At 67.7% G+C, this 22798-nt stretch carries 17 protein-coding genes; 15 read left to right on the top strand and 2 right to left on the bottom strand.

The window, feature by feature from the left end:
* The first annotated feature begins 18 nt into the window (after positions 1–18).
* Genes OG817_RS21325 through OG817_RS21315 form a run of 3 tightly spaced genes read left to right on the top strand, consistent with a single transcriptional unit; the run spans position 19 to position 5673 of the window.
* Entirely contained in the window at positions 19–543 is a 525-nt protein-coding gene (locus tag OG817_RS21325) for a hypothetical protein (RefSeq protein WP_406057164.1), read from the top strand.
* Position 544: 1 nt separating this feature from the next.
* The gene (locus OG817_RS21320) at positions 545–2752 is read left to right on the top strand and encodes an MFS transporter (RefSeq protein WP_406057162.1); all 2208 of its coding nucleotides are present in this window, start codon (positions 545–547) and stop codon (positions 2750–2752) included.
* Positions 2749–5673: an ABC transporter permease subunit gene (locus tag OG817_RS21315; protein ID WP_406057160.1), complete on the top strand. Its 2925-nt coding sequence runs from the start codon at positions 2749–2751 to the stop codon at positions 5671–5673. The genes OG817_RS21320 and OG817_RS21315 overlap by 4 nt, the downstream gene beginning before the upstream one ends.
* Before the next feature lie 12 nt (positions 5674–5685).
* Here the strand turns inward: OG817_RS21315 and OG817_RS21310 are convergent, their stop codons facing one another.
* On the bottom strand, positions 5686–6534 hold the full coding sequence (locus OG817_RS21310; protein WP_406057158.1) for an SDR family oxidoreductase: 849 nt from the start codon (positions 6532–6534) through the stop codon (positions 5686–5688).
* Between the two features lie 129 nt (positions 6535–6663).
* Between OG817_RS21310 and OG817_RS21305 the strand changes: the two genes are divergently transcribed.
* Genes OG817_RS21305 through OG817_RS21285 form a run of 5 tightly spaced genes read left to right on the top strand, consistent with a single transcriptional unit; the run spans position 6664 to position 12408 of the window.
* A complete protein-coding gene (locus OG817_RS21305) occupies positions 6664–7197 on the top strand; it encodes a hypothetical protein (RefSeq protein ID WP_406057156.1) in 534 nt (177 codons plus the stop codon).
* 38 nt (positions 7198–7235) lie between these two features.
* Positions 7236–8576, top strand: coding sequence for an ABC transporter substrate-binding protein (locus OG817_RS21300; RefSeq protein WP_406057154.1), 1341 nt, complete (start codon positions 7236–7238; stop codon positions 8574–8576).
* 37 nt (positions 8577–8613) lie between these two features.
* Positions 8614–9855 carry a serine hydrolase domain-containing protein gene (locus OG817_RS21295; protein WP_406057151.1) on the top strand — a complete coding sequence of 414 codons (1242 nt, stop codon included), beginning with the start codon at positions 8614–8616 and terminating at the stop codon, positions 9853–9855.
* A 13-nt stretch (positions 9856–9868) separates the two neighbouring features.
* A complete protein-coding gene (locus tag OG817_RS21290) occupies positions 9869–11248 on the top strand; it encodes a serine hydrolase domain-containing protein (RefSeq protein WP_406057149.1) in 1380 nt (459 codons plus the stop codon).
* A complete protein-coding gene (locus OG817_RS21285) occupies positions 11248–12408 on the top strand; it encodes a dipeptidase (protein WP_406057147.1) in 1161 nt (386 codons plus the stop codon). The genes OG817_RS21290 and OG817_RS21285 overlap by 1 nt, the downstream gene beginning before the upstream one ends.
* Positions 12409–12460: 52 nt before the next feature.
* Here the strand turns inward: OG817_RS21285 and OG817_RS21280 are convergent, their stop codons facing one another.
* Positions 12461–13696 (bottom strand): amidohydrolase family protein, encoded by a 1236-nt coding sequence (locus OG817_RS21280; protein ID WP_406057145.1) that lies wholly within the window; start codon positions 13694–13696, stop codon positions 12461–12463.
* Positions 13697–13843: 147 nt separating this feature from the next.
* Here OG817_RS21280 and OG817_RS21275 point away from each other — a divergent pair, with 147 nt between their 5' ends.
* From OG817_RS21275 to OG817_RS21245, 7 genes are read left to right on the top strand one after another with little or no spacing between them, the layout of a single operon-like run.
* Entirely contained in the window at positions 13844–14542 is a 699-nt protein-coding gene (locus OG817_RS21275) for a TetR/AcrR family transcriptional regulator (RefSeq protein ID WP_396389261.1), read from the top strand.
* A complete protein-coding gene (locus OG817_RS21270; protein WP_406057143.1) occupies positions 14539–16095 on the top strand; it encodes an AMP-binding protein in 1557 nt (518 codons plus the stop codon). The genes OG817_RS21275 and OG817_RS21270 overlap by 4 nt, the downstream gene beginning before the upstream one ends.
* Before the next feature lie 22 nt (positions 16096–16117).
* Positions 16118–17311: an acyl-CoA dehydrogenase family protein gene (locus tag OG817_RS21265; RefSeq protein ID WP_406057141.1), complete on the top strand. Its 1194-nt coding sequence runs from the start codon at positions 16118–16120 to the stop codon at positions 17309–17311.
* 17 nt (positions 17312–17328) lie between these two features.
* Positions 17329–18366 (top strand): dipeptidase, encoded by a 1038-nt coding sequence (locus OG817_RS21260; RefSeq protein WP_406057139.1) that lies wholly within the window; start codon positions 17329–17331, stop codon positions 18364–18366.
* Positions 18363–20210 carry a CocE/NonD family hydrolase gene (locus OG817_RS21255; RefSeq protein WP_406057137.1) on the top strand — a complete coding sequence of 616 codons (1848 nt, stop codon included), beginning with the start codon at positions 18363–18365 and terminating at the stop codon, positions 20208–20210. Before OG817_RS21260 ends, OG817_RS21255 begins: the two co-directional genes overlap by 4 nt.
* A complete protein-coding gene (locus tag OG817_RS21250) occupies positions 20207–20995 on the top strand; it encodes an enoyl-CoA hydratase-related protein (RefSeq protein ID WP_406057135.1) in 789 nt (262 codons plus the stop codon). Before OG817_RS21255 ends, OG817_RS21250 begins: the two co-directional genes overlap by 4 nt.
* Positions 20992–22794 carry an MOSC domain-containing protein gene (locus OG817_RS21245; protein WP_406057133.1) on the top strand — a complete coding sequence of 601 codons (1803 nt, stop codon included), beginning with the start codon at positions 20992–20994 and terminating at the stop codon, positions 22792–22794. The genes OG817_RS21250 and OG817_RS21245 overlap by 4 nt, the downstream gene beginning before the upstream one ends.
* The last annotated feature ends 4 nt before the right edge of the window (positions 22795–22798 follow it).

Here is a 22798-nt window from a genome sequence, read left to right as displayed (position 1 = left end):
CGCGGAGAGGTGCACAGTATGGGCGGACGCTGGCTTGTGCGGGGCGCGATGGCGATGGTTGCCGTCATCTCCTTGTCCGGATGTGGCCTCGCCCAGCTGAACTTCCGGGTGGACGACCGGTTGCACTTCGCCGGCCCCGAAGCCCGGTCGACCGTGGGTACTCCGGTCACCGTCAGCTGGACGATGGACGACTTCCGGGTCGCGGCGGAGGGCAGCGAGGCGCCGTCGGACGAGGCCGGCTACTTCGCCGTCTTCGTCGATCAGAAGCCGGTCAAGCCCGGCCACACGATGGACGACGTGGCCGACGGCGACCCGTCCTGCGAGGAGTCGCCGACGTGCCCCGACCAGGACTACCTGGCCAAGCACGACGTCTACACCACGACGAGCGGCGAGGTCGAGATTCCGACGATCCCGGATCTGCCCGGCAGCGAGGAGAAGGTGCAACTCCACACCATCACGATCGTGCTCATGGACACCTCCGGGCATCGCATCGGTGAATCGGCCTGGGACCTCGAAGTCCGGGTCCGGAAGGCGGGGTTCTGACGTGTCAGACCGAGAAGAACTGCGGGCGAACCAGCAAGCGGCTCTGCAGGAGGTGGACCAGGCCGGCGCGGCGCTGCGCGAGCAGGCCCGCGCGACGCTCGGGGTCACCGGCGACGAGAACACGGAGAGCTTCCGGTCACTCGTCCGCAAGCACAACCTGAGCTACTACCCGATGATTGCCTTGGGCCTGTTGTTCGTCACCGGTGCGTTCCAGAGTTATGCGTTCACGGTCCTGACGCCCGAGATCAGCCGCACGCTCGGCATCTCGATCGCCGCCATCGTCGGAGCCCGCGCGCTGTACCAGCTCGCCATCGCGATCGCGCCGCTGCCGATCGCGCGGCTGTCCCAGAGCCGGGCGCGGCGCGCGATGCTCTGCATCGTCACCGGGATCGCGTGGAGCTGCATCACGCTGATGACCGGACTCGTCACTTCACTGGTCGCGCTCATCGTCATTCTCTGTCTCGACGGCCTGGCCACCGGATCGGTCGTCGCGCTGCACGCGCCGCTCATCGCCGACAGCTATCCACCGGCCGCACGGGTACGCGCGCTCACGGCGTACACCGCGATCGGCACCTTCGGGCAGGCGCTGGCGCCGCTGCTGGTCGGCATCCTCGCGTCCGTCGCCGGTCTGAGCTGGCGTGGCGTCTTCCTGACTCTGGGACTCACCTCGCTGCTGCTGACGCTGTGTGCGATCCGGCTGCGTGACCCGGGGTTCGGGAAGTGGGACTCCGAGCAGCTACGTGCCAGCGTGCATGAGGAGCACGGCGAGTCGGCGGATTCGCTGGCGGCCAAGGACGTCGCCCTCGGGTTCTGGGAGATCTGCCGTCGCGTGATGCTCATTCCCACCAACCGGAGGGTCTTCGCCGGGTTCGCGGTGTACGGCGTACTCACCGTGCCGCTGGGCACCTTCATCTCGGTGTTCCTCGACCAGCGGTGGAACCTCGGCCCGGGGGAGCGCGGCCTGTTCTTCTCGGTCTTCTTCGGGATCGGCGTCCTCGCCCTGATCGGCTACGGAGGCCGCGGCGAGAAGCAGTTCCGGTCCTCGCCGGCGCGGGTGTTGCGGGCTGCCGGATTCCTGCTGGCGGGGGCGGTCGTCTTCATCGCGATGGGCGGCGTGATGCCGGCGTTCGTGCCGATGCTGATCTGCTTCGGGATCGCCGGAGCGTGCATCGGGCTCCTGCAGCCGATGCTCGGCATCTCGATGCTCTCGATCGTGCCGGCCCACATGCGGCCGCACGCCCAGGCGCTGGCCGGGATCTTCGTCGCGATCGGTGGTTCGGCCGGCGCACTGCTACTCGGTGGCATCGAGGAGCAGTACGGGATCGGCGGCACGATGGTCGCGATCGCCGTACCCGGGGTAATCGGTGCGTTCGTCATCGCCAGCGCGGGCACCTTCATCGAGGGCGACCTCGACCGGATGATCGACGAGGTGGTCGAGGACGAGGAGATCCGCCGGGTCGAGCGGAGCGGCGGACGCCTTCCGCTGCTGGCTTGTCGCGGGATCAACTTCTCGTACGGCCAGCTGCAGGTCCTCTTCGACACCGACTTCACCATCGACGACGGTGAGATGGTCGCGCTGCTCGGTGTCAACGGCGCCGGCAAGTCGACGCTGCTCAAGGTCATCTCGGGCATCGGCCTGCCGACCGCGGGCAGTGTGCGCTACCGGGGCCAGGAGATCACCTACCTCGACGCCGAACGCCGGATGCGGCTGGGCATCACCCAGGTCCCCGGCGGCCGCGCGGTCTTCGGGCCGATGACCGTCGTCGAGAACCTGCGCAGCTACGGCTACACGATGGCCAAGGAACGTGGCGCCGTCGACAGCGCGATCGAGAGATGCCTCGAGGCGTTCCCGCGACTGGCCGAACGCCGCAACTCGCTGGCCTCGACGTTGTCCGGGGGCGAGCAGCAGATGCTCGGGCTGTCCAAGGCGTTGATGCTCCGTCCACGCCTGCTGCTCATCGACGAGCTCTCGCTCGGCCTGGCGCCGGTGATCGTCGGTCAACTCCTCGACATGGTTCGGCAGATCAACGCCGACGGCACGGCCGTGGTGCTGGTCGAGCAGTCGGTGAACATCGCGCTGAACCTGGTCGACCACGCGTACTTCATGGAAAAGGGCGGGATGCGATTCGACGGCCGCGCTGACGAACTTCTGGCTCGCGACGACCTGCTGCGCGCGGTCTTCCTGCACGGTGCGGGAGCGGCGCGATGACCGCGATGCTGCGGCGGGCCCGCAAGCCGCTCATCCAGCTGGCTGCGTTCACGGCCGCCGTCGTACTGACCAAGATCGTGACCGTCGTCCTCGACCGGCACGACGTCATCAAGGCGGAGACGCCACTGCCGGTGATCATGCTCGGCACGATCGTTGGCTTGACCTACGGCTTGCTGGCAGTCGGCATCGTGCTGGTCTACCGGAGCAACCGGATCATCAACTTCGCGCACGGACAGATCGGTGCGTTCGGAGCGGCGTTCTTCGGCGTCGTCGCGATGAAGTGGCACGTTCCGTACTGGATCGCGTTCGTGATCGCGTTGCTCGCGTCGGCGGCGACCGCGGCCGCCGCCGAGACCGGCGTCGTACGACGGCTGCGTAACGCACCGCGGATCGTGTCGATCGTCGCGACGCTGGGCATCGGCCAGTTCCTGGTCATCTTCGCCGCTCTGATCAACTCGACGGCATCCGGACCGCTGTATCCGCAGCCTGAGTGGTTGCCGGTCTTCAACGTCGGCGCGCTGCACGTGACGGAGGCGTACTCCGGCATGCTGTTCCTGTCGCCCCTGTTCGTTCTCGCGGTCGCACTGTTCCTGAAGCGATCGCGGTTCGGTCTCGCCATCCGCGCCGCGGCGGCCAATCCGGAGGCCGCGCGGATGTCCGGCATCTTCGCGAGCCGGATGTCGACCCTGGCGTGGGCGATCGCCGGCGCCTTGTCCGCTTTCACCGCGATCCTCACTGCCCCGACGCAAGGCTTCGCCAGTGCCGACAGCTTCGGCCCCGCGTTGCTCTTGCGTGCGCTGACCGCCGCTGTCATCGGCCGGATGCAGAGCCTGCCCATCGCACTGGTCAGCGGTGTCGGTCTCGGCATCCTCGAGCAGTTGCTGCTGTGGAACTACCCGCAGTCGGGTCTGGTCGAAGTGGTCATGTTCGTCATCATCCTGGTTGCACTGCTGGTGCAGCGCCGGCGCGGTGGGCGTGACGAGGAGAAGGGCAGTTGGGCGGCGGTGCGCGGCCTGCGACCGATCCCGGAGAAGCTGCAGAGTCTCTGGGCAGTGCGTGCGATGGGCCCGGCGTTCGGCATCCTGACGATCGCGGTGCTCGCGATCCTGCCGCTGTTCATCTCCAACGGCCTGTCGGTGACCTTCACCGGCATCCTGGCCTTCGCGATCGTCGGATTGTCGATCGGTGTCCTGACCGGTCTCGGTGGGCAGTTGACGCTCGGTCAGTTCGCCGTCGCCGCGATCGGCGCTGTCATTTCGTTCAAGGTGGCCGGCAGCACCGGCATCTTCCCGCTCGCGCTGCTGCTCGCCGGTCTGGGCGCGGGACTGGTCTCGGTGCTGATCGGTCTGCCCGCGCTCCGCATCCGCGGCCTCATGCTCGCCGTCACCACGCTCGGCTTCGCGCTGGCCGCGCCGTTGTGGCTGCTCACGCAGCCCTGGATGCTCGGCGACGGTCAGGATCCGGGAAAGCCGTCCGGGTGGCCGATCGGTGCGCTCGACACCGGCCGCTCGTACTACTACTTCGCGCTGGCGCTGTTCGTCCTTGCCCTGGTGGTGGCGCGAAACATCCGGCGCAGTGGATTCAGCCGCCTGCTCGTCGCCATCCGCGACAACGAGGAGAACGCGCGGGCGTTCGCCGTACGGGCGAGTGTCGTCAAACTGCAGGGGTACCTGATCGGCGGGTTCATCGCCGGCATCGGAGGGGCGACGTACGCGCACTCGTTGTCCACCATCAGTGCCGGGACCTTCCCGACGTCGGCCAGCATCGACGTCGTCGTCATGACAGTGCTCGGTGGCGTCTCGGTGCTGATCGGTCCGGTACTCGGGGCGATCTGGGTGCTCGGCCTGCCGTTGCTTGACATCGGCAACATCGGACTGGCGGCGACGAAGTTCGGAGTACTGCTGCTGATCCTGTGGAAGCCGGGCGGCCTGATCCAGGTCGTCGCGCCGATCCGGGACCGGATCGTGAAGTTCATCGCCCGCCGGCACGGCATCGATCCCGAGCCGTTGTACGCCGGTGAGGACACAACAGACGGTACGGCGACGGCCCGGGGCGTCCGGGTCAGCGACCTGCGCGTCGGTGAACCGCGCACCGAGATCGCGGATCGCCCTGAGGCGGGTGCGGCACTGCTCGAGGCGCGCGATCTGCGCAAGAGCTTCGGCGGCGTACACGCGGTCCGCGGGGTGTCGTTCGACGTACGGGCCGGCGAAACGGTCGGACTGCTCGGACCGAACGGCGCCGGCAAGACGACGACGTTCGAGCTGCTAGGGGGCTTCACGAGACCGGACACGGGACAGGTGTTCTTCAACAGTGAGGACATCAGCAAGGTCGGCCCGGAAGGGCGCGCGCGGCGCGGCCTGATCCGATCGTTCCAGGATGCGGCGCTGTTCCCGACGATGACCGTGAAAGAGACCGTCATGCTCTCGCTCGAGCGAGTCCGGCCGACGGGGTTCGTAGCGTCGACGCTCGGTATGACTCTCGGCGAACGGAAGAAGGAAGGCCAGGCCCGTACGCTCATCTCGGCGATGGGGCTGGATCGCTACCGGGACAAGTCGATCCAGGAGCTGTCGACCGGCACCCGGCGCATCACCGAGATCGCGTGTCTCGTGGCGCTGCAGCCGATCTGCCTGTTGCTCGACGAACCGTCCAGCGGCGTCGCCCAGCGCGAGACCGAGGCGCTCGGACCGCTGCTCGTCGACCTGAAGAAGGAGCTCGACCTGACGCTTGTCGTCATCGAGCACGACATTCCGCTCATCATGGGGATCTCCGATCGCATCATCGCGATGGCCGACGGACACCTGATCGCCGAAGGTACGCCGGACGAGGTGCGGACCGACCCGCTGGTCGTCGACGCGTACCTGGGCGGCAGCATCGAGGCGATCGAGCGCTCCGACGCCGGCCTGGCCGTGGCCGACCGATGACGACCGGTCGGCCTACTCGGGCTGGGCCGGGTCCTCGGGGACGGCGTCGAGCAGCGCTTCCATCCGGGACCGGATCGGTGCGGCGTTGTCGGGGGCCGTGAGGATGTACGGCCGGTCGTGGATGATCGCGTCGACGACGAGTTCACCCACGACCGATGGCTGAACGCCTTCGTCGCGCACCAGCTTCTGAGCCGCCGCCAGGATGGTCGTGATCGTTGCCGAGCGCACCGGTGCGTCCGCGGGCCGGAAGCGTTGAGTGTTCTCCACCATGTCGGTGGCCACCGGCCCGGGGCACAGGACGCTCACGCCGATCCCGTGGCGAGCCAGCTCCACCCGCAGCGATTCGCTCAAGCCGACGACCGCGTACTTCGACGCGTGGTACAGGAATCCGGACTTGTAGAGCAGCGACTGCCCGTCGACGAAGAGCCCTGCCGCTGAAGCCGTGTTGACGATGTGTCCGCCGAGGCCGCGCTCGATCATGCGTGGCACGAACGCCTGGAGGCCGTTGTAGACGCCACCCGCGTTGACCCCCATGACGTAGTCCCACAGGGTGTGGTCCATCCGCGACGGTGCGACGGAGTCGATCACGCCGGCGTTGTTGACCACGATGCTCACAGGGCCCAGCTCTGCCTCGACGGCGTCCGCGATCTCGGCGTACCGCCGGCGATCGCGGACGTCGAGCATGTAGGAACGGGAGGTCGTCACCGCGGACAGCTCGGCATCGGCTGCGTGCAAGGCCGGTTCGTCGAGGTCGGCCACCGCGACGGAAACACCCCGGTCGGCGAGCGAGCGAGCGATTGCCAGTCCGATACCGCGTGCCCCTCCGGTGACAAAGGCCGTACGGCCTGCGAGGGAATCCATTGTCTCTCCTCACTCGGAGCTGCCGGCTTCGCAGATTTGCCCGGCAAAGCCTTGCGCTCACCCTAGGCGTATCAGCATAGTGTATGGGCATACGTCATAGCCCGTGGTTGACAGGAAGGAGTTCCGCCGATGAGGACTGTTGCTGGTGTCTCCGGATCTCTGCTGGTCCTCGTGCTTGCCCTCAGTGGGTGTGGGAACTCCGGTGAGGCCGCGAAGGGCGCGCCGTCCGCGACGGTCGAGAACAAGAGTGGCGCTGCCACCGTGGACGCTTGCAAGCTGTTGACACCTGGTGGCCTGGAGCAACAGTTCGGGATCTCCTTCGGTGCCGGTGCTCCGACCCATCAGGAGGAGACCGGGTCCGACCAGTGCGTCTGGACCAGCTCGGGCGGCACCCCGGCCACGACGTTCTCTCTCACCGTGTTGCGCCAGGACGGGCTTCGCGGCGACCTCAAGTCCAGCGGGATGACGCTGGCACAGCTGTTCGAACAGACCAAGGGCGCGTACCCGAAAGCCAAGGCGATCGACCTCGGCGACCAGGCGTACATCGCCGCCCGCGAAGTACAGGTACTGGCGGGCGACACATGGTACTCGTTCTCGTTCCATGGCCCGGATGACACCGGCGTCGACGGACTGAAGGCAGTGGCCGCTCAAGTGGTCGGCTGACCGTGCACACCTCGGGGAGAAGAAAGGAGTCAGGATCGATGATGCGTATTCGGAGCGCCGTTGTGGCGGCGTGCTGCGCAGTTGTCCTCGTCGCTTGCGGCGTGCAAGGCGGTAGTGGTGGAACGGCGGTCAAGGGCAGTGGTACGGAGTTCAAGCCGTCGACGTCCGGGCCGATCAAGATCGGCGTGCTGATCACCGACACCCGGGCCGAGGCCGAGCGGAACGGCGTCGGCGTCGTGAGCCCGTACAAGGCCTCGGCTCATGCGATGATCCAGGCCGTCAACGACGGCGGCGGCGTCGCGGAGCGGAAGCTGGAGGTCGTCGACGAGACGATCGACTTCTCCACCCCGAACTTCGACTCGGCGTTCGAAGCGATCTGCCAGCGGTTCACGAAGGACAACCAGGTCCAGGCGGTGGTGTACGACGGCCTCATCTACAACCAGGCCTTCAACAAGTGCCTCATGACCGCCGGCGTTCCGATCCTGTACATGGGGCAGAACGGATCGCCGATCGGCGACGACACCGATCTCAAGGACAACCCCGGCGTCATCGCGGTGAACGCGGTGAGCATCGATCGCCGCGTCAAGAGCATCATGAGCAAGGCAATCGAGGCGAAGTTCCTTGCCTCCGGCAGCAAGCTCGGCGTGGTCATCGAGGACTGCCCGTACAACGAGCGCGCCTACGAGAACACGCTGAAGCCGCTCGCAGACAAGGCCGGCGTCGAACTCGTCAAGTCGGACATCAAGTGCGCCCACGGCTACGCCGACAACGGTCCGAACCTGGCCCAGGTCCAGTCCCTCGCCCTCAAGTTCAAGTCCCAGGCCGTGGACAGCGTGATGATCCTGACGCTGTACGAGAACGGGATCATCTACTACTTCGCACAGGGCGCACACGCGCAGAAATGGTCGCCGCAGTACCTGCTGTTCCACCCGCAAGGCATGGCCGACGTGATGAAGCTCTACCCGCCGGACCAGTTGGCGAAGATGCGCGGATTCGGCGGCATGCCCGACCAGGACGTCACCCAGCCGCCGGCGCCGCCGGCCGAGCAGGCCAAGGTGCGGAAGACCTGTATCGACGATGCCCGCAGCAACGGCGTGCCGGTCCAGAAGGTCACCGACCAGATCGTCATCTACCAGGCGTGCGACGTGGTGCGGCTGCTGCAGCAGGGCCTGGCCAACAGCGGTGGCCTGGGAGGGATCGACAAGCTCGTGCCCGGGATCGAGAAGATCGGAACGGGTTTCGTCAGCGCCCTCACGCTGGACGGCGCGACCAAGTTCGGGCCTGACCGGCATGACGGCATGGAGAAGACGGCCGCGTCGAGCTTCGACCCCGGCTGCAAGTGCTTCACGTACAAGACCCCGCCCGCGCCGGTCGGATAGCGATCACCATCACCTTCGAGAAGGGCCGTACAGCATCATGACCACAACGAGCGAGCCTGCGGTGCACGGACACGTCGAGGACGGTTGGGGGAAGGTCGCCGACCAGTTCCGGGCGAACTTCGAGGGGACTCCCGGTGAGGTGGGCGCAGCGTGCTGCGTGTACGTCGGTGGCCGTCCCGTCGTCGATCTGTGGGGCGGCCTGGCCGACAGCGAGACCAAGCGGCCGTGGCGCGAGGACACCATCGCCATCGTCGCCTCCACGACGAAGGGTGCGACCGCGATCTGTGCGCACCTGCTGGCCCAGCGCGGCGAGCTGGACCTCGACGCACCGGTGGTGGAGTACTGGCCCGAGTTCGGTGCCGGAGGCAAGGACCAGATCCCGGTGCGGCTGCTGTTGTCGCATCAGTCCGGCCTGCCGGTCGTCGACGGGCCGCTGACGTTGGAGCAGGCGTATGCCTGGGATCCGGTCATCCGCGCTCTCGAGGCTCAGAAGCCGGAGTGGCAGCCGGGCACCGAGCACGTCTACCACAGCATCACCTACGGGTACCTGGTCGGCGAGCTCGTACGCCGGGTCTCCGGCAAGTCGCTCGGCACCTTCTTCGCCGACGAGGTGGCCGGCCCACTCGGGCTGAACGCCTGGATCGGGCTTCCCGAGGAACAGGAACAGAAGGTGGCGCGGATCGAGTACGCCGCTCCACTCAGCCTGGAGGAGATGACCGAGGGCATGATCGAGACCACCGGTCTCGATGCCGACACGGTGACCCGGTGGATCCAGGCAGTCTGGGGCGAAGGCTCGATCCAGGCCCGGGCCGGCTCGCTCGGCGGCGCGTTCGAGGTCACGTCCGACCTCAACGCTCAGCGGGCGTACCGAGCAGCGGAGATCCCGGCCGGGAACATGCTCACCGACGCGCGCTCGCTGGCCCGGATGTACGCCGCCACGGTCAGCGACGTGGACGGCGTACGGCTGCTGGATCCCGCCACGGTCGAGCGGGCGACCGAGATCCAGACCGACAAGACGCGGATGCACGGCCTGCCCGCGGATCTGGACCTCCCGGCCGACCGGTCCTTCAACATGTCGCTCGGGTTCTGGCGGGCCTGCCCGCCGTTGCCCATGGCGGGGCCGAAGTCGTTCGGCCACCCGGGCTCGGGCGGGTCGGTTGCCTTCGGCGAGCCGGATGCCGAGGTCGGCTTCGGCTACGTCATGAACCTCTGGTCGTTCCGGACCGGCGAACCGCGGGCGTCGAGCCTGGCCGCGGCAGTCCGCTCCTGCCTCGGATGATGGGAGACCTCGGATGACGGAACTCCAGAAGACAGTGGAAGAACTCGTCGCCCGATCCGGCGTACCCGGTGCCGTGGTGGGCGTGCTCGAGGACGGGCGGATCGAGACCGCGGCCGCCGGACTCGCGAACCTGACCAGTGGCGTCGAGATGACGCCGGACACGCTGTTCCTGACCGGCTCGATCACCAAGGTCTGGACCACGACGCTGCTGATGTCCTTGGTCGAGCAGGGACTGGTCGACCTCGACGCGCCGGTCAAGCGCTACCTGCCGGAGCTCGTCCTCGGCGACCCGGAGGCCGCGGATGCCCTGGTTGTACGGCATCTCGTCACCCACTCCACCGGAACCGACGCATCGGACCTGATCGCCGACGTCGGCGAGGGCGACGACGCGATCGCGAACTGGGTGCCGCTGCTCGCCGATGTCGGTCAGTTGTTCCGGCCGGGGGAGTACTTCTCCTACAGCAACGCCGGCTTCGTGCTGGCCGGCCGGATCATCGAGGTCGTCACCGGTCAGGGCTACTCGACGGCGATGAGGCAGCGGTTGTTCGCGCCGCTGGGCCTGGAACGCAGCATGTTCACGGCCGAGGAGGCGATCCTGCACCGGATGGCGATCGGCCACTATCCGGGAGCAGACGGATTCGTGCGCAGTGAGCGGTTCATGATGCCCCAGTGCCTCGCGCCGGCAGGCACGACGTTCATCACCTCGGTCGAGGACACGCTGACCTTCGTGAGTTCCCATCTGCCGACGATCACCTCGGCGCGGCGCCTGCTCAGCCCGGAGACCGTCGACCGGATGGCCGCACACCAGATCGACTTCCCCGTGCCGGAAACGGGCTCGGTGGGGCTCAGTTGGCTGCGCAAGCAGTACGGCGATCACGTCGTACTCACGCATGGCGGTGGTTCGTACGGCGGGATCGCCATGGTCGGCGTTGTTCCCGACCTCGGTGCGGCGTACATCGCCTTTGCGAACGGCGGGCCGGCCTCGATGCCGTTCCACCAGGAGATCGCCGAGGCTCTGCTGCAGGACCGGTTCGGCCTACCCGCGCCGGTTGCGCCCGACCTGTCCGGTCCGGAGCCGAAGCAGAGCCGCTACCACGGCAGGTATGTCTGTTGGGGCTGCGAGCTCAACGTCGGCGACGACGGCGACGCGCTCTCCTACCAAGCCAGATTCACCGACCCGGTCCTCGGCCGCAACCGTTCGGATCCGCCGCCCGTCCGGCTGCGACCGATCGGAACACAGGCTCTGACCTTGGCCGATCACCCCGGCCAACCGCCCTTCGCCTATGGCGTCGGCGACGACGGAGCCGGACACCCGGAGTTCCTGTTCCTGCTGGACCGGCTGGTCCGCCGCATGGGTGACAACCAGCACCGCCACAGCTCTGGAGGATCTTGATGACGGAACAGTTCGGCACGTTCGACTTCGGCTTGGACGAGGCCCAGGAGGAGCGTGCCGCGCGGCTGCATCGCGAAAGCCTCATCGTCGACGTGCTGTTCCAGGGCCCGGTCGGGTACCGGGCGTTCGACGAGGAGATGAACAAGGAACTGCGCACTCTCCTCGAGAAGACCCACGACACCATGGAGACGTTCAGCCGTGGTCTCGAGGCGCCGCTCCGCCGCGCGATGGCGGGCCGGCTGGACGCGGTGAAGGAGCATTGGGACGCCAGCGGGATCACCTGCGGGAACCGCCAGGTGGAGATGTCCGACGAACGCCACGTCCGGGAGTGGTCGTTCGCCTTCGTGCAGAAGCAGTTCGACTACTTCCCCTGGCTGATCAAGGCCCTGACCGCCGCTGACATCCGCCGTGCGCACGATACCGGAGCTCACGCCGGCCTGGTCAGTTCGCAGGTCATGCTGGGTCCGTGGCGCGACCTCGACGCTCTGGCCTGGGCCCACGACGCCGGCCTGCGGATGATGCAGCTCACGTACAACAACATGACGACTGTCGGAGTCGGCTGCACCGAGCGGACGGATGCCGGACTGTCCGCGTTCGGCGTGGCCAGCGTGAAGGCCATGAACGAACTCGGCATCATCGTCGACACCGGCCACGTCGGCCGGATGACCACACTGGACGCCTGTGAGGTGTCGGAGGCACCGGTCGTTGCCTCCCACACCGCGGCGCAAGGCGTGTTCGATCACGCGCGGGGCAAGAGCGACGAGGAGCTGCGCGCGCTGGCCGCCACCGGCGGCATCATCGGCATCGTGACCGTCCCGTTCTTCCTCGGGGCGGGACCGACGGTCACGATCAACGCGATGCTCGACCACATCGAGTACGTCGCCGGCGTCGTCGGCGTCGATCACGTTGCCATCGGCACCGACTGGCCGATGCAACTGCCGAAGTGGATGCTCGACGACCTGCTCCAGCCGATCTTCGCCGAGACCGGCTTCAGGCCCGAGGACAAGCTGGTGGCGACGCAGGAGCTGGTCGGGTTCGACGACTACCGGGACTTCCCGAACATCACCCGCGGCCTGGTCGCGCGCGGCTGGTCGGACGAGGACATCGCCAAGGTGCTCGGCCTGAACTTCGTCCGCGTGATGGAAGCCGTCTGCGGCTGAGCATGAACGTGGCCGGTGGTCGCCGCCTACGCGGTGACCACCGGCCGTGCTTCTACTTCCGTTCGTCCTTCGCCACCACGCCGTTCTGCACGACGAGTACGACGCTGTCCGGGTCGGCGAACAACTTGGGGTCCTCCAGCGGATTGCCCGCGAAGGCAACGATGTCGGCCTGCTTGCCGACCTCGAGCGTGCCGATCTCGCTGCCGAGCCCGAGCAGGTCGGCGTTGACGCGTGTCGCCGCGATCAGTGCTTCCATGGGGGATTGGGCCGCGGCCCGCAGTGTCAGTTCCTCACCCCGACCGGTCTGGTCAGGTCCGATGACGTCGGACCCGAGGCCGACCCGGACACCGGCGGCCGTGGCGGCGAGCAGCCCGTCGATCATCGCCTGGCGTACCCCGGATGCCTTGTCGGCGAAGTGACTCGGCAGGCCGAGGTCGTCGATGTTCCTGATCAGCCTCTCGAGCGCGGTGAGCGTGGGCACGAGGGAGACCTGGCGCTCGGCCATCAGGGCGGCCGTCTCCTCGTCGATCCCGCTGCCGTGTTCCACACACCGAACACCGGCGAGGACAGCCATGCGGATGCCATCGACGTTGAGGGCGTGGACGGTGACATAGGTGCCCCTGGCGGCGGCCTCAGCGACGGCCACCGCGATCTCCTCAGCGCTGAACTGGGTGTCGGTGAGCTTGTCGTGCTTGGAGATGACGCCGCCGGTGACGCAGAGCTTGAGGAAGTCGGCGCCCCGCCGGAACGATTCACGCACGTTCCTGCGCATCTGGTCAGGCCCGTCGGCCAGCATTGTCAGCGTCCGCAGGCCGGGCACCTCGATCTCGCTCCACACATGGGTCGGCTCCCATTCGGACGCGTAGTGTCCGTGTCCGCCGGTCTGGCAGTGGATCGGGCCGCACTGCACGATCCGGGGACCCGGAAGCTTGCCTGATGCAACGACACGGGCGAGGCCGGCGTCGATGCCGCCACAGTCCCGCACCGTGGTGAACCCGGACCGAAGGGTCTGGGCGCAGTTGGAGAACATGTCGGCGGCGATCTCCGCCACCGACATCCCGTACCCGACGCTCGGCTCGAGTTCGCTGGCCAGGCCGAGATGGACGTGCGCGTCGATCAGACCGGGGGTCAGGGTCAGTCCGGTGCAGTCGACGACCTCGGCCTCGGCAGGGACTGATCCGCCGATCCGGGTGATCCTTCCGTCCTCGACGAGGATTCCGGCCGGCTCGGGATCGGACCCGGTCGCTGTGACGACGGTTGCGCCGTGCAGCCAGAGACTTGAAGTCATGGGCAGTGTGCTCCTTCGGCAGTGGTGTCGGCGTCGCGGACGAGAATCTCGGCCCGAACCATTCGCTTACGTACGCCCATACACTATGCTGGTACGCCAAGAGGGGTGCAAGAGCTACCCACGCCGTACCGGACTGGAGGACACGCCGTGGCGACACAGCGCAAGGTGCAGAAGTCAGCGCGGTTGGCGCGCGGCGCGCTCGATCGGGAGACGGTGGTGGCCGCGGCGCTCGAGATCGCCGACCGCGACGGGCTCAGTGGCGTCACGATGGCCCGGGTGGCCGAGGCGCTGGGCGGCAGCCCGATGTCGCTGTACCGGCACCTGAGCGACAAGCAGGAGCTGCTGGACGCCGTCGCTGATCTCGCGGTGTCGGAGATCCCGGCGATCGCCAAGGACGGGCGGTCCTGGCGAGTGCGGCTCGAGGAGTTCGCGCTGGACTCCCGGCAGTGCGCGCTGCGCCACCCGGCCCTGATCGAGATCCTCCTGCAGACATACGTCCGCGGCCCGCACACGGAGGCGGTCGGGTTGGACATGATCGTGCTGCTCCAGGGGGCCGGCTTCGAGAAGGAGTCGGCCATTCGCGGGTTCATGGCTCTGCGCAACCACATCATCGGCGCACTGGCGTGGGAGGTGTCCCGGTTCCGCGGTGGTAGCGAGGAGTTCGCCCGCGGGGTGTCCGACAACTTCGTGCACGCGGACACACCGGCCGACTCGCCGTTCCGGGATCTGCTCGAGGTGGTGCCGGAGGATCCGGAAGCGCAGTACCTGTTCGGGGTCCGCCGCCTGCTCGACGGGTTCGAGACAGAGCTGCGGAGGATCCGTCGACGGTCCGGATCGAAGAAATGATCGAGGACCTCTATCGACGACCGTCCTTCGTCGACCTGATCTCACGGTCACTGCAGAACTATCCGGATCGCGTCGCGTTCTCCACGCCGACCGGTGACCTGACGTACGACGAACTGCGCCGGCTGATCTCACGGATCGCGTTCGCGATGCGGGATGCCGGGGTCAAGCCGGGGGACGGCGTGGCGATGATCGCCCCGAACCGGCCGGAGACCTTCGCCGCGGTGACGGCGGCGCAGTCGCTCGGTGCGCGGTACACGCCGTTGCACCCGATGGGATCCCTCGCCGACCACGTCGTCGTCTGCACCGACGCCGAGATCACCACACTCGTGGTTGATGCGGCGCAGTACTCCGACCACGGCGCGGCGCTCGCCGCCGAGCTGGACCCGAGCCCGAGAGTGCTGCTCCTCGGTGGAGGCTCCGGATCCGACGTCCTCGCCGGGCCTGACACGGACGGGGTTATTCCATCCGTCGCCCGTGAGTCCGACGTCGCGTTGCTGGGCTACACCGGCGGGACGACCGGACGGCCCAAGGGCGTGATGCTCACGCATCGTTCGCTGGCCACTCACCTCTATCTCACCGTCGCGCACTGGCAGCTCCCGACCGAGCTGCGGTTCCTGGGATCGACGCCGCTGACCCACGCACTCCAGGGCATCGTGCCGCCGATCTTCCACCAGGGTGGAAGCGTCGTACTGACCAAGGGCTTCGATCCCGCGGAGTTCTGCGAGACCGTGCAGAGGCACCGGATCACGGCGACCTTCCTGGTGCCGAGCATGATCTACGTGCTGCTCGACTACATCGCCGAGCACGAGGTGGATCTGTCCAGCCTGCAGACGATCCTGTACGGCGCGGCGCCGATGTCACCCGACCGGCTCGAGCAGGCTCTCGAGGTGTTCGGCCCCGTGTTCGTACAGTTCTTCGGACAGAGCGAGGCGCCGAACACGGTGACGACGCTCAGCAAGGAAGACCATGATCCGGGGCGGCCAGAGCGGCTTGCGTCCTGCGGCAAGCCGCATCCGACGCTGGACGTCGCGGTCCTCGACGAGAACGACCAGCCTTGCGCGGTCGGCGAGCTCGGAGAGGTCTGCGTTCGCGGTCCTCTGGTGATGGACGGCTACTGGAAGCAGCCGGAACTGACTGCGGAGACGCTGCGCAACGGCTGGCTGCACACCGGTGACGTCGGCCGCTTCGACGCGGACAACTTCCTGTACCTCACCGATCGCAAGAAGGACATGCTGATCACCGGTGGGTTCAACATCTACCCGCGCGAGGTCGAGGACGCGGTGGTGACGCATCCGGAGGTCTCGGCCGCGGCGGTGATCGGGGTTCCGGACCCGAAGTGGGGCGAGGCGGTGACGGCCTTCGTGGTCAGGACACCGGGCGCGACCGTGACGGCCGACGAGCTCGTCGCGCTCGTCCGCGAGCGCAAGGGTCCGGTGCATGCGCCGAAGAGGCTCGAGTTCCTGGATGCCCTTCCGCTCACGCCGCTGGGCAAGGTCGACAAGAAGGAACTGCGGGCCCGCTTCTGGGGCGACCGCGACCGAGCCGTGAACTGAACGCCTTCCAGGAGGAGAACCGATGAGCACCGACACTGCCGCACGGCCCGGTGACCCGGGAACGAGGTCCGGGCGCGCCGCGCGGCCACGCTGGGCGGACGACGAGGCGGTCGCGCTGGGTGCGGTCGCGCGCGCCTTCTTCGAGGCCGAGGTCGTCCCGCACTTCGAACGGTTCGACGAGCAGAAGTACGTCGACCGCGAGGTGTGGCACAAGGCCGGCGCGCTCGGCCTGATGTGCTGCGAGGTGCCGGCCGAGTTCGGTGGGGGAGGTGGCACGTTCGCCCACGACGCCGTCGTACTGAGTGAGCAGGCCCGGGCAGGCGACACCGGGTTCGGCAACATGGTGCACAGCGGGGTGGTTGCTCCGCTGCTTGCGACGTACGGGACTGACGAGCAACGGCGGCGCTGGCTGCCGGGGATGGCGACCGGCGACATCATCGGGGCCGTGGCGATGTCCGAGCCGGGCGCGGGCAGCGACCTCAAGAACATCGTCACCCGGGCCGAACGCAAGGGTGACCAGTACGTCATCAACGGCTCCAAGACGTTCATCAGCAACGGCGCCCGCTGCGATCTGGTCGTCGTCGCTGCGAAGACCGACCCCGCGGCAGGACGCAACGGGATCTCCTTGCTCGCCCTCGAGACAGCCGACGCACCGGGCTTCCGGCGCGGGCGCACCCTCGACAAGCTCGGCCGGCATGCCTCGGACACCGCGGAGTTGTTCTTCGACGACGTGTCCGTGCCGGCCGGCCACCTGGTCGGGGAGGAAGGTCGCGGACTCGAGATCCTCAAGGCCGAGCTGCCTCGCGAGCGCTTGGTCATCGCGGTCACCGCGGCGGCCGCGATGGAACGTGCGCTGGAAGAGACCGTCGCGTACACCAAGACGCGGGAAGCGTTCGGCGGTCCGTTGTTCGCGATGCAGCACGTCCGGCTCGAGCTCGCCGAGCTGGCGACGATCGTCCGGGCGTCCCGGGTCTTCGTGGACGACTGCATCGAGCGGTTCGTCGACGGCACCCTCGAGCCGGCCACAGCGTCGATGGCGAAGTGGTGGCTGACCCAGAACCAGTCCGACGTGACCGATCGATGCCTGCAACTGTTCGGCGGTTACGGCTACATGCGGGAGTACCTCATCTCCCGGCTGTACGTCGACGCGCGGGCCCAGAAGATCTACGGCGGGGCCAACGAGGTGCTCAAGGACCACATCTCCCGATCACTCTGAACGAGGTGTCTTTGCGTATGACCGATCCACGCCTGCTTCACAACGACGCCGTTGTGGTCGACACGCACAACGACCTGATCCTGTTGGTGGACCACTTCGACCGGCGCGAGCAACCCGGCCACTTCGGCCAGTTCTGGTTGCCGGAGTTGCGCGCCGGCGGGGTCGACGTACAGGTCCTGCCGATCTGTATCGAGGACCAGTTCCAGTCCGAAGGGGCCCTGCGTCGTACCTTGCTGCTGATCGAGCGGATCCACGAGCTCGGGGCGGAGTACAGCGACGACGTGGCCGTCTGCCTGACCGGCGCGGATGTCGACGCCGCGACCTCGTCCGGACGGATCGCGTTGGTGATTGCTCTCGAGGGCGCGCACGCCATCGGGCAGGACCCGCAACTGGTGCGCACCCTGGCCCGGGTCGGGGTCCGGGTGATCTCGATGGCGCACTACGCGCGGACGTTCCTTGCCGACGGCAGCGGGTTGGACGCGACCTCACGCAGCCGGCTGACGCCGGAGGGCATCACCGCGCTGCGCGAGATGGAAGACCTGGGCATCGTCTTCGACATCAGCCATCTCGGCATCGGCGGTGTCGAGGACGTGCTGTCGCTGGCGGCCCGGCCGTTCCTCGCGACGCACTCGGCCTGCCTCGGCATCACTGACAGCCACCGCAATCTCGGCGACGAGCAAGTGAAGGCCATCGCGGAGCTCGGCGGGGTGATCGGGGTCGCGGCCGCGGTTCCGTTCTTCATCGACGCGAAGTCCCCGACGGCCGAACGCGTCGTCGACCACATCGAGCGCATCATCGATGTCGCCGGCATCGATCATGTCGGCCTGGGGCCGGACATCATCGACGACTACTACCAGCATGTGTTCGGCGGCTGGGTCGGCGCCCCGACCAACGGCGTCGAGTACGAGCGGGCCGAGATCGTGCGTCCCTCCGACTTCCCGAAGATCACCGAGGTGATGGTGCGCCGCGGGTTCCGCGAGGCCGACATCCGCAAGATCCTCGGCGAGAACGTGCTGCGGGTTCTCCGTGACGTGATGGGAGTCCCGGCCAGATGACCGTGTCGGACGACCTCCAGTACGCGTTGAGGAGCAAGGACGTTCGGACGCCGGCGCAGTTCGCGGCGGCTGACGTCAAGATCGAGACCGTGAATGTGTCGATGCGGGACGGCGTCAAGCTCGCCACCGACCTGTATCTGCCGCCGAAGACGCCGGCACCGGTGATCGCAGTACGTACGCCGTACGGCCGCGACGGCGACAACCTGGTGGCGCCCTTCCTGGCGTTCGCCCGCCGGGGGTACGTCGTCGCCGTACAAGATCTCCGTGGCACCGGGGACAGCGAACCCGAGGACCACGACTTCTACATGTTCGAGCCGCAGGACGGCTACGACTTCGTCGAGTGGGTCAGCGCTCAGGACTGGTGCGACGGATTCATCGGGTCCCTCGGCGGCTCGTACGTCGGTCAGGTGCAGTGGCCGATGGCGAGACATCCGAAGATGACCACGATCGTTCCGGAGGTCAGCGGGATCGGGGTCGGGACCAAGACGGCGTCGTTGCACATGGTGGTCAACGCGCTCGCCCACACGATCGGCCACGGGGAGGAGAAGACGGATCTCCCGCACTGGCAGGTCGAGCCGATGATGCTGGACGAGACGCTGTCGACGGGGTTCTTCAACGAGCCTTTCGTCCATCCGATGCTGGGAGAGCTGACCGACGCGTTCCCTGCGCTGAAGGACTTGTCGCCGGTCGAGGCGCAGGCCTGGCTGTGGGCGCACTACTGCTCGCTGACCTGCCCGGAGCGGGCCGAGTTCGTCCGTGAACTCACCGGGTCGCCCCATGTCACCATCGTCGATGCCGAGAACATCGGGCCGCTCTTCGGCCAGGGCATCTCGCTCGACCGGCACACGTTGCCTTCCGTCGAGCCCGCGCGACAGGTCGCCGAGTTCCAGGCGATCCCGCTGCTGCGCACCGGTTGGTACGACTGGTTCATCAACGACGCACTGGCGACCTTCGAGCTCCTCCGGAAACACGCTCCCGAACCATTGCGCTCCCAAGTCCGGATCATCGTCACCCCCTCCTCCCACAACTCGGTCGGCTACAAGGAGCGGATGGGGGAGCACCCGGAGCTGCAGCACAACCACTGGTCGAACGTCGACTTCACGTTGCGCTGGTACCAGACCGTGCGGGACGGCTCGATCGACGAGTGGCCGCGCGTCATCTACTACCTGATGGGCGCCAACGAGTGGCGCAGCGCGGACGACTGGCCGCTGCCAGAAGCGGTGGACGCGCCGTACTATCTCGGCGCCGGCGGGACGTTGACCACGACGCCTCCGCAGGAGCAGCAGGCCGTGGACCAGTACGTCTACGACCCGCTCGACCCGACTCCGACCGTGGGCGGCAGCATCGTCTCCTGGGTCTATCCGCCCGGGAGTGTGGATGTCAGCACGGTCCAGCAGCGCAACGACGTACTGACCTACACGACCGAACCGCTTGCCCAGGACATCGATGTTGTGGGCAACCTTCGGGCAGTGCTGCATGCCAGCTCGTCCGCGGTGGACACCGACTTCGCCGTACGGCTGAGCGACGTCGGTCCGGACGGACGGGCTGTCCAGCTGCAGAACGGTCTGCTGCGGGCGCGGTATCGCGATCTCGATCGTGGCGCGGAACCGCTCGTACCCGGTGAGGTCTACCCGCTGGAGATCGACATGTGGGTCACCGCGAACCGGTTCAAGGCCGGCCACCGGATCCGGGTCGACGTCAGCTCGGCGGACTTCCCGCGGTTCGACCGGAACACCAACCTGGGTGGCGCGCCAGGTGATCCGGTCCCGGCGACACAGACCGTCTATCGGGATGCGTCGCACCCGTCGCACATCCTGCTTCCGATCATCCCGGTCACGGCATGAGTACGCCGCACGAGCACCTGTCGACGCGTCAGCAGGGCGCGATCACAGTCGTGACGCTGGACCGAGGACCGGTCAACGCGGTCAACCTGGACATGTACGAGGAGATCCGCGACCTGTTCGGCCGGTTCGACGAAGTACTGCCGGGCACGAAGGCAGTCGTACTGACCGGCGCCGGGAAGCACTTCTGCGCGGGGAACGAGCTCGAGGAATTCCTCACCCTGACCGAGGTCAACTCCGCTGGGCGGATGCGACTGGTCCGGGACGCGTTCGCGTCGATCTACGACTGCCCGGTGCCGGTGATCGGCGCGGTCCACGGAGCGGCGCTCGGGACTGGTCTGGCCATCGCGGCAAGCTGCGATGTGGTCGTGGCCGGCGAGAGCGCTCGATTCGGTACGCCGGAGGTGAGCGTCGGTGTGATGGGCGGTGCACGCCACCTCGCCCGTCTGCTTCCCCAACCACTCGTGCGTGCGATGTACTTCACCGCCGAGCCGTGGCCGGCGTCCGAGCTCGTTCAGTACGGCGCGGTGCTGCGCGTCGTACCGGACGACGAACTGCTCGACGTGGCGCTCGGCTTGGCGGAGAAGATGACGCGGCACAGCTTGGCCGCACTCCGCCATGCGAAGGAAGCCATGAACACCGTCGAGTTCATGGACCTGAAGGCCGGCTACGAGTTCGAGCAACGGATGACTGGCCGTCTCGCCGCCGAGGCCGACGCCAAGGAGGCGATCGCCGCGCTCCGCGAGAACCGCAAACCGGCGTACAGCGACCGGCTGGGACGGGTGTGATCGAGGAGACCACGGCCGGATTCGTCGACTCGGTGTGGGTGTATCCGGTCAAGGGTGCCGCGGGCGTGGCGGTCGACGAGGTCGACGTACTGCCCGGCACCGGAGCGCTCCACGACCGTTCGGTCGCGATCGCGCGCGGTGATCAGCCAGTGCCGCCCCGGACGCCGTGGCGGCTGCGATCCGCCTTCAAGCAGGTGGCGCGCGATCCCGACATGACGCAGGTGACTGTGACCATGGCCACGCCCGGTGTGGTCGAGCTTCGTCACCGCGCTCACCCCGACGGACCGTCGGTGCGCTCGGACCAGGCTCAGCCGCACCAGGAGGCTGTACTGCGCCAGTGGTTCGGAGAATCTGGGTTGCGACTCGTGCTCGGCGATGCGGCGGCGCTGTGGGACATCGCCGACGCCGAACTGTCCGTGATCAACCTGGCGACGATCCGCGCGCTCGAGCAACTCACCGGCACCACTCTCGACATCCGTCGATTCCGCGCCAACGTGTACGTCGACGGTCTGGCGGCCTTCGCCGAACTGTCGTGGGTGGGCCGGCGGATCCGTCTCGGCGACTGCGAGGCCGAAGTGATCCGGCCGACCGCCCGCTGCCGCGCGACGTCGGCGAACCCGGGGTCCGGGGAGCGGGACCTGGAGTTCCCGTCCCTGCTCACGCGGGCCGTCGGTCTCCCGCACCTGGGCGTCTACGCACGCCTGGTCGGACCCGCACGGCTTCAGGTCGGTTCGCCGGTGGTGGTGAGTGGCCGGCCCGATCCGGTACGGCTCGTCGACAGGCTGCGGGAACGTCGTGAGGTTGTGCATCCCTGGCCGCGGGAGGCCGAGGTGCTCGAGACAGTTCGCGAGGATGACCGGACGATCAGCGTGTGGCTCCGCGATCCCTACCGTCAGCCGGTGGCCGCCGGTCAGCACATCCGGGTGCACCTGCCGACAGCGAAAGCTGCGCTGACCTGGCGTGCCTACAGCGTCTCCGGTCGGTACGACGATCGGATCCGGATCACCGTGCGTCTGCGCGGTGCGGTCTCGGAAAGCCTTGCATTGTTGGCTTCTGGAGACCGCCTGCTCATCTCAGGTCCGTTCGGAGTCCCCACGCTCTCGCGAGAGCCGCGGCCGCTGTACCTGGTGAGCGCCGGTATTGGCATCACCCCCGTGGCTGCGGCGTTGCAGCAGTTGGCGACAGCCGCGGACGGCCGCCCGATCTCCTTGCTGCACGTCGACGCGAGCAAGGAGAGCGCGACGCTCTGGCCCGAGGTGGTCGAGTTCGCTCGACAGTCCGGGGCGACGGCCACGCTCTTCGAGACGCGGCGTGCCGCTCGACGTCCCACCCAGCGCGACATTCTCGGCGGTCTGGCCGGCGACCGCCATGCCGACGCGGAAGCACTCGTGTGCGGCTCGACCGACTTCGTTGCCACGGTGTCCCAAGTCCTCCGGTCGGCGGGAGTGGACGCGGATCGCATCCACTCCGACCCGTTCGTCTCGCCTGCGATGGAAGTGCCCGCCCGACGGCCCGCACCAGGGCCCGGCCCGCACCAGGTGACCTACCTTCCCGACGGCACGGCAGCGACCTGGACCGATGCCGACGGCACCCTTCTCGAACTGGCCGAGAATCATGGGGTTCCCGTGCTCTCCGCCTGCCGGTCCGGCGCGTGCGGATCCTGCACGCTCGACCTTGTGCACGGCGAAGTCTCGTACCTGATCGATCCCGCACTCCCACCGGGATCGCGGGCGGTGCTGGCCTGTTCCGCAGTGCCCACCGGCCCTGTCGTACTGCGGTTGCCCAGGCGTCCCGAATAGGTGT

The organism is Kribbella sp. NBC_00889 (assembly GCF_045207705.1).
GTDB lineage: Bacteria > Actinomycetota > Actinomycetes > Propionibacteriales > Kribbellaceae > Kribbella.
The sequence above is the reverse complement of the archived record's forward strand: the minus strand, read 5'-3'. Positions and strand labels throughout refer to the sequence as shown.